The 7,744-nt window shown below is 68.3% G+C and carries 3 protein-coding genes and 1 tRNA gene; all 4 read right to left on the minus strand.

What is annotated here, in order from left to right:
* Nucleotides 1-91: 91 nt before the first annotated feature.
* Nucleotides 92-166, minus strand: a tRNA-Arg gene (locus RMO40_RS17010).
* Nucleotides 167-393: 227 nt separating this feature from the next.
* The gene (locus tag RMO40_RS17015) at nucleotides 394-4,656 is read right to left on the minus strand and encodes a translocation/assembly module TamB domain-containing protein (protein WP_309723988.1); all 4,263 of its coding nucleotides are present in this window, start codon (nucleotides 4,654-4,656) and stop codon (nucleotides 394-396) included.
* Nucleotides 4,656-6,476 (minus strand): BamA/TamA family outer membrane protein, encoded by a 1,821-nt coding sequence (locus tag RMO40_RS17020; protein WP_309723990.1) that lies wholly within the window; start codon nucleotides 6,474-6,476, stop codon nucleotides 4,656-4,658. The genes RMO40_RS17015 and RMO40_RS17020 overlap by 1 nt, the downstream gene beginning before the upstream one ends.
* A 71-nt stretch (nucleotides 6,477-6,547) precedes the next feature.
* Nucleotides 6,548-7,732, minus strand: coding sequence for a VWA domain-containing protein (locus RMO40_RS17025; RefSeq protein WP_309723992.1), 1,185 nt, complete (start codon nucleotides 7,730-7,732; stop codon nucleotides 6,548-6,550).
* Nucleotides 7,733-7,744 lie beyond the last annotated feature (12 nt).

Below are 7,744 nucleotides of genomic sequence, written 5' to 3' on the forward strand. Positions count from 1 at the left end.
GAATTGTCACGGCGGCACACAACTTGTTTCAACCCCTGGACCCGGGGCCCGGCCCCGCTTGAGTGAGGGGCGGGTTGGCGAGGGGGTCGCTTGGTCCCGCCGACAGGAATCGAACCTGTATTTGCCGCTTAGGAGGCGGCCGTTCTATCCATTGAACTACGGCGAGAGAGGAGGCGCGGGATTCTATCGTCCGGTTGTAGCGCTTACGCGCGCAAGCGAAGCGAGGCGCTCATCAAGCCACGCCCGCGGAGCCGGCTTTGCCGGGCGCCAGGCGGGCCTTGCAGGCCGCGCTGGGTGAGGACACCCAGCTCTTCGCCAGGCACATCTTGTCCACGGGACAAGATGTGTCCGGGCTCAGCCCCCGGGGGCAGGAGCGCGGCGACTGGGGGCACATCACTCCCAGCGCCAGGTGCCGATCAGGTCGATGGATCTGTCCAAGCCCGACTGCAAGCGCATCACGAACCGCTGTGCGATGCGATACGTCACCTGGAAGCTGCCGGTGCTGGTGGCGAGGTTTTGTTCGTAGGCGATGTACACACGCTTGGAGAGCTGCTTGCCCACCGACACCACGGTCTCGCGGGTGTCGCCGTCGGTCTGGCGCAGGCCCAGGTCGTCGATGCCGAAGGCGCGGGTGATGGCGCCTGGCCCGCCGTCGCCGTCGCCGGCCAGCAGGGCGAAGGCGGCGCGTTGCACGAGCGCGGTGTCGGTCTTGCCCAGGCCGTCGCTGGCGCGGCCCAGCAGCAGCCAAGAGAGTTTTTCGTTGTTGGACATCTCGGGCTCGGAGAACAACCGAACGCGCAGGTTTTGCAACGGGCCGGTGACGGCCACGCCCACACGCACGTCGAGGTTGGGGCGGGTGGCCTCGATGTCGAGCCGCATGTCGCTTGGCGCGCCGTTGAAGTTGATCACGCCGCGGTCGATGACGAGCTTCTGGCCGTAGTTGGCGAAGGTTCCATTCACCGCGCGCACCGTGCCCGCGAGCGCCCATTTGCCGCCGGGGCGGCTCACGCGCAGCTCGCCGCGCAACAGGGTGTCGATGCCCAGGCCGCGCATCTGCAGTCGCTCGCCGAGGTTGACCATCAGGTCGATCGAGTAGCGGTTGCCAGAGGCTGCGGGTGCGGTGGGGGGGGCGTCTTGCGGGTCGTTGCCGCGCCCGGTGACGATGACGTCGTCACCCAGGCTGGGCGAGCTGAGGCGGGTGAAGTCGACCAGGCCTTCGTTGACGGTGAAGCGCCCATCGGCCTTGACGGTTTCACCGTCGATGGCCACCTGGGCTTCTCCGCTGGCCACCACACGCAGGTCGACCCGGCCGAGCAGCTGGAACTTGTCGGCCACCAGCTTGAGGCGGGCGCGCCAGGTGTCATCGAGCCGGGCATCGCCTTCGATGCGCATGGTGCCGTTGCCGCCGCGTGCCTGGAACTTGTTGATCTTGGCGCTGGCACCTTGCAGTGAGATGTCGACCTCGCCGTCGGTGAGGTTCACACCTTCGACCATGTTGCGCACGCCCAAGCCGCTGCCGATGACTTTGCCGGTGTACTCTGGCGCGCCGAATCGCCCGCCCAGGGTGGCGCTGGTGTTGAGCCGGCCGTCGAGCCGCCAGCCGGCGGGCACCCACGCGCCCCAGGTGCCAAGGTTGGCGACCTGGGCTTCGAGCACACCTTGCAGCGGCGCGTCGGATGCCGGCCAGGCGTTTTGCGGCGAGGTGCGCACGACCACGGCGCCACCCAGCACGCCGAGCTGCTGGCCGGCCAGGCCGGCGGTGAAGCTCCACACGCCGTTCTTGGCGTCGAGGCCGACGCGCAGGTCGGTGAGGCCCAGGGCCTGGGTGCCACTTTCTTCGGTGACGGTGAGGTCGCCTTGCGTGCGCTCGAGCACGATGTCGGCGCTGAAGCTGTCGGTCTGGCGGATCACCACCTTGCCGGCGATCTGCAAATCACCGCCCCAACCGAAGTTGGGTTGTGCGCGGCGCAGCAGCGGCGCCACCGCGAGCGGCTCCAGCTCGGCCTGCATGTCGAGCTGCTGGGTGCGGACGGCCTGGCCGGTCTCCCAGTCGATGCGGTTCCAGCGCAGCCCGGCGCCGAGGATGTCGGCCCGCCCGGCGGTGACCGAGATGCGTGTGGTGGCACCTGAGCTCAGCTCCAGGCCGATGTCTTTGGTGATCAGCAGCGGCGCGGCGCCGGCCTGCGTGGTGCGCAGTTCGAGCTGTTTCAAGACGCCCTTCCAGGCCCACGCGGGCGGGGTGGTGTCTTGGGCGCTGCGGCCGAACAGGTTGCCGCTGAGGCTGCCTTGGGCCGACGCGAGGGCGAGGGTGCGAACCGGTACGGCGGCGGCTGGCGCAGAGGCTGCGGCGGCCGCGGGAGCCGGTGTGCCGGGCGGTCGCGCCTGCAGGCTTTCGACCCACACCGGCGGCGCCGCCTTCAGCTCGGTGCGCAGGCTGAACTGGTGTTCGCGTGCGCTGCCCTTGAGCTGCAGCGTGGTGTTGCCCAGTTGTTTGTTGCCCCACGCGGCCTGGCCGATGTCGAGCTGCACGTCGAGCGGCGCGTCGGTGGCACTGCCCAGCTGCCAGCGGGCCTCGCCCTGGCCCACGCTCCAGTCGCCCGCGCGCACGCCGGCGAGCGTGCCCTTGCCCTGGGTGCTGATCTGGGGCCAGCGGCCGCTCACCTGTGCTTCGGCGTTGAGGGCGCCGCTGAGCGAGGCGGCCATGTCGGCGGCCTCGCCGGGTGGCAACAGCTCGCGGAGCAAGGGCGCGAGGCGGTTGAGGGCGGGAGCGCGGGCGTCGAGCGACCACTGGTCCTTGTTGCCGGTGGCGTCGGTGGCGATCTGGCCGTCGAGCTTGATGCGGTTGCCGGCCACGTCGAGCGCGGCGCTGGCGATCATCGGGTCGCTCGCCTTGGCGTGGCGCCAGGTCACGTCGCCGGTCACGGCCACACCCGCGACCACGCTGTTCTTGAGCTGCGCGGTGGCATCGCCGAGCAAGCCGCTCAGTCGCTCGATGAGGCTGCGCTTGTCACCCGGGCCGCTGCTGCGCAGGCTGTCGGGCAAGCTCACGGACACATCGCCGAGCAGGTTGAAACGGTGCACGCCGCCCTGCCAGCCGCCGCGTGGCCCGGCGGGGAACCACGGTTTGGGGTCGAACTCGACCAGCGACGCCTTGGCCTTGATCTGCCACGCGTCGGCCGCACGATCGGCGGTGCCGCTGAGCAGCGCCTGCGCGCCGCCCGCCGAAGCGCGCAGCTCACGCAGCTCGATGCGTTCTTCAGAGCCGACGGCGTCGAGCCGCAGCTTGACCGGCCGGGCCAGGTCGACCAGCTGGCCGGTGAGCTCGGCCAGGGCGGTGAAGTTGGGCGGGCCGGTGGCGCCCGAGGGCTTCTTGGGCTGGGTCTTGCCCGACAGGGTGAGCGGGCCGCTCAGCGTCATGGCGGCGAGGTGCGAGTCGAGCGCGCTCGGCTGCAGCTTGTCGAGCTGGGCTTCGATGTCGAACTCGCCGGCTTGCCAGCGTGCCTTGCCTTGCACGGTGCCGGCGCTGCGGCGCTCGTCGGCGAGCTGGGCTTCGAAGCGACTCAGCTCCAGCTGGTCGGTCTGGTCGGTGCGCCAGCGCCCGCTCAGCGCGAGCTTGCGCACCGGCAGCTGCTGCATGTCCCAGCGGCCGGGTTTGGCGTTGTCGAGGTCGGCGTCCAGCATCAGCGTGTGGGGCTCGTTCGTGCTGGGCGGGGCGATGCGCAGCGTGCCGCTCAGCGCGGTGAGCGGCGCACGCTCCAGCACGGCCGACAGGTCCAGCCCCTGGGTGCGGGCTTCGAGTTGCGGCAAGGGCCAGGCGTCGGCGAGGGCGACTTGTGCGGTGGCATCGAACGACTGGCCTTGCGCGCGCACGCTGGCCTGGGCGTTGAAGCGCGCCAGCGGGCCGCTCGCCTGGGCCTGCGCTTGCCAATCGGCGCGCAAGGTCTTGGCCCAGCCGGGCAGGCTCGGGCTGCTGGCGGCTTGGGCGCTTTGGGTGGCCTTGAGTTGTGCGTCCAGCACCAAGGGGGCTTCGGCACCGATGCGCAGGTGGCCGCTGAGCTGCATCGGGTCGAGGCGCAGGCTCAGGCCTTCGATGCGGTGTTGTTTGCCGTGGTCATGGCCCAGCTCCAGCTTGGCGCGCAGGTCGCGCAGCGGGCGCTTGTCGAGGCCGGGCAGCTGGACTTCGTCGACCCTCAGCTCGTTGATCACGAGCTCGAGCGGCAGGCGCAGCTTGCTGGGCAGGGTGATGGGCTTGTCGCTCGGGCTGGGCGGCACGGTGATGGTCACGCGCTCGGCGCTCACGGATTCAATCTCGAAGCGGGCCCAGGTGTCTGGCACGGGGGTGTAGTTCACTTTCAGTGCGCGCCACACCGGCCGGTCGATCACGATGCGGGTGCCGCCCGCAGTGACCACGATCACCTGCCTGGCCTTGAGGTCGCCGATCAGCGTGCCCTCGGGTTCGATCACCTGCACGTCGATGCCGGCCAGCGACAAACGCGCGAGCAGCCAGGCGGTGCCACCACTGGTGCCTGCGGCCCAGAACAGCGTGGCCACCATGCCGCCGAACAAGGCGAACAGCAGTGCCAGCACGCCGACACCGATCAGCGCACGGCGCCAGCTGCGGCGTGGGGCAGGGGCTGGTGCGGCGACGTCGTCCATCAGAACGCAATGCCCACGCTGAAGTGCAGCCGGCCCTTGCGCACTTCTCGGCCGTAGGCCCAGTCGATGCGCAGCGGCCCGACCGGGCTGCGCCAGCGCAGGCCCAAGCCGTAACCGAGCGCGGGCTTGTACTCCGTCCATTGGTCGGCGGCATTGCCAGCGTCAAGAAAGGCGGCCCACCAGATCGAGGGCCGCTTGGCGCTGAAAGCGTGGGCAATTTCGATGCTGCCGGTCAGCAGCTTGCGGCCACTCGTGAGCACACCGCTCTTGCGCGGCCCCAGGTCGCGGTAGCCGTAGCCACGCACCGAGTCGTCGCCGCCAGCGCGAAACAGCAAGGTGTCGGGAATGCCGACGTTTTCTTTGGCGAACACCTCACCAAACTCCAGGCGTGTCTGGGTGAACCAGGAGCTGCCCAGCGGCCAGTACAGCGTGTTGCGGGTATAGAGGCGGCCGAAGGGGCCGTTGTCGGCGCTGTCCGAGACCGCATAACCACCGGCCAACTGGATCACCGAGGTCAGGCCACGCGTGGGCAGGATGATGTCGTCGACGTCGCGCCAGATCCAGTTGTAGTTCATCGACAGCGCTCGGCTGGTGAACTCGCCCAGCCCGTTTTGCACCGAGGCGTTGAGCAGCTCGGCGAAGATCAGCCGTTCGATGCGCTCGGTGTAGAGCGAGCGGCCGGCGCGCACCTTCCAGGAGAAGGTCACGTCGTCGACGGTGTCGAGCCGGGTCACACCACCGGCCAGCAGCCGGCGGTACTGGGACTCGCCGGGGTCGGTGAGCAACTCGCCTTCCCAGGCGCGCCGCGTGCGGCCCAGCTCAAACTTGTTGTGCATCTGCAGGTTGAAGCCGAAGGGCCGCAGGTGGCGGTGTTCCAGCGTCACGCGTTCGCGTGTGTTGTCGCTGAAACCCACACCCGCCACCGCCTGGTTCAGCGATTGTTCGGTCACCCGCACCAGCACCGGCACGGCGGCAGCCTGGGCCGGGTCGGGATCGATCTCGACCGAGACACCGTTGAACAGGCCCAGCTTGCCCAGGCGCTCCTGGTAATCGAACAGGCGCTTTTCGCTGTAGGGCGTGCCGGGGCTGAAATCGGCCACGTTGCGAATGCCGGCTTCGCTGTAGCGCTTGAGGCCTTCGATGCGCAACTCGCCCAGCAGGAACAGCGGGCCGCTGTCGATCTCCAGCGCCAGGTTGGCTTCGTGCGTCTTGGCGTCGATGTGGGCGACGGTGTTGGGTGACCAGTTGGCCGTGGGGTAGCCGTCGGCACGCAGCAGGGCCAGGGTGCTGTTCTTCGCCCGGCTCCACTCGGGTTGGCTGAAGGGCTTGCCTTCTTGCAGCGGCCAGCGCCCGCGCAGGCGGGCCAGCAGAGCCTGCGCGGCGGGGTCGCCTGCGTCGATGTGTTTTTTCAGGTCACCGCCCGGGTTGAGCTCCCAGGTGGCGACCGCGGTGCGTGGCCCGGGGCTGACCGTCAGCGTGATCAGCGGGGTTTCGTCGGGAGGGTCGTCACGCTTCACGCTGACCTGCGGGCTGAAGTAGCCCTCGGTTTCGAGCAGGGTGCGCGCCTGAGCCGGCGAAGCAGCGGCCAGGCGAATCAGCTCGGCGTTGGTGATGCCGTCGGTCTGCGGCGCGTTCTGGAATCGCGCCAGGTCGAGGTGGGTGAGCAGCAGCTGGCGCAGCTCGTCGGGGGCTTGCACCTCGACCCGGTACGACACCGTGCCGGGTGCCGACGCCGCTCCAGCCGGGGCGACCGCCGCAGCCGCAGTCGACGCCGACGTCGCGGCGGCAGGCTCCTCTTGCTGCAGGGAGGCGCAGCCCACAAGGCAAGCGTGAAGGCACACAGCGGCCATCAGGCCCGACACATGCCGAGCCGCGCGACGGGCCCGATCGTTCATTTGCTCAGCAGGCGCATGGCCCCTTCGAGGCCCTGGAGGGTGAGCGGGAACATGCGCTGGTTCATCAGCTGCTGAACGATGGAGATGCTCTGGCGGTAGCTCCACACGCCTTGCGGCTCGGGGTTGATCCAGGCGAACTTGGGAAAGGCGTTGGTCAGCCGCTGCAGCCACTCGGCGCCGGCTTCTTCGTTGTTGTATTCGACGCTGCCACCGGGTTGCAGGATCTCGTACGGGCTCATGGTGGCGTCGCCCACGAAGATGAGCTTGTAGTCCTTGTTGTACTTGCGCAGGATGTCCCAGGTGGGGAACTTCTCGCTGTAGCGGCGGCGGTTGTTCTTCCACATGAAGTCGTACACGCAGTTGTGGAAGTAGTAGAACTCCAGGTGTTTGAACTCGCTCTTGGCGGCACTGAAGATCTCTTCCACACGGTGGATGTGTTCGTCCATCGTGCCGCCCACGTCCATCAGCAGCAGCACCTTCACCTTGTTGTGGCGCTCGGGCACCATCTTGATGTCCAGGTACCCGGCGTTGGCTGCGGTGGAGCGGATGGTGTCGTCGAGGTCGAGCTCGTCGGCCGAGCCTTCGCGCGCAAAGCGGCGCAGGCGGCGCAGGGCCACCTTGATGTTGCGCGTGCCGAGCTCGAGGTTGTCGTCGTAGTCCTTGAACTGGCGCTGGTCCCACACCTTCACGGCGCTCTTGTTGCGGCTCTTGTCTTGCCCGATGCGAATGCCCTGCGGGTTGTAGCCGTAGGCACCGAAGGGCGAGGTGCCGCCGGTGCCGATCATCTTGTTGCCACCTTCGTGGCGTTCTTTCTGCTCTTCGAAGCGCTTCTTGAGCGTCTCCATGAGTTCGTCCCAGCCCATCTTCTCGATGGCGGCCTTGTCTTCGGCGCTGAGCTCCAGCTCCATCTTCTTGCGCAGCCAGTCGAGCGGGATGTCTTGCGTGAAGTCGGTGAGCAGCTCCACGCCCTTGAAGTAGGCGGCGAAGGCGCGGTCGAACTTGTCGAAGTTGGCTTCGTCCTTCACCAGTGCGGTGCGGGCCAGGTAGTAGAACTTGTCGACCGTGGGGCCCGACTCGTCGTCGATCACGCCCTCTTTCAAGGCTTCGAGCAGGGTCAGGTACTCCTTGACCGAGACTTTGAGCTTGGCGGCGCGCAGGGTGTAGAAGAAGTCGATCAGCATGGCCGGATTTTG

This window comes from Rhizobacter sp. (assembly GCF_031412075.1).
In the GTDB taxonomy this organism is placed as follows: domain Bacteria; phylum Pseudomonadota; class Gammaproteobacteria; order Burkholderiales; family Burkholderiaceae_C; genus Rhizobacter.

What these genes read in the sequence shown, in the direction of transcription:
- RMO40_RS17025 (WP_309723992.1), bottom strand. Translation starts at nt 7,732, where the DNA reads ATGCTGATCGACTTCTTCTACACCCTGCGCGCCGCCAAGCTCAAAGTC.
- RMO40_RS17015 (WP_309723988.1), bottom strand. Translation starts at nt 4,656, where the DNA reads ATGGACGACGTCGCCGCACCAGCCCCTGCCCCACGCCGCAGCTGGCGC.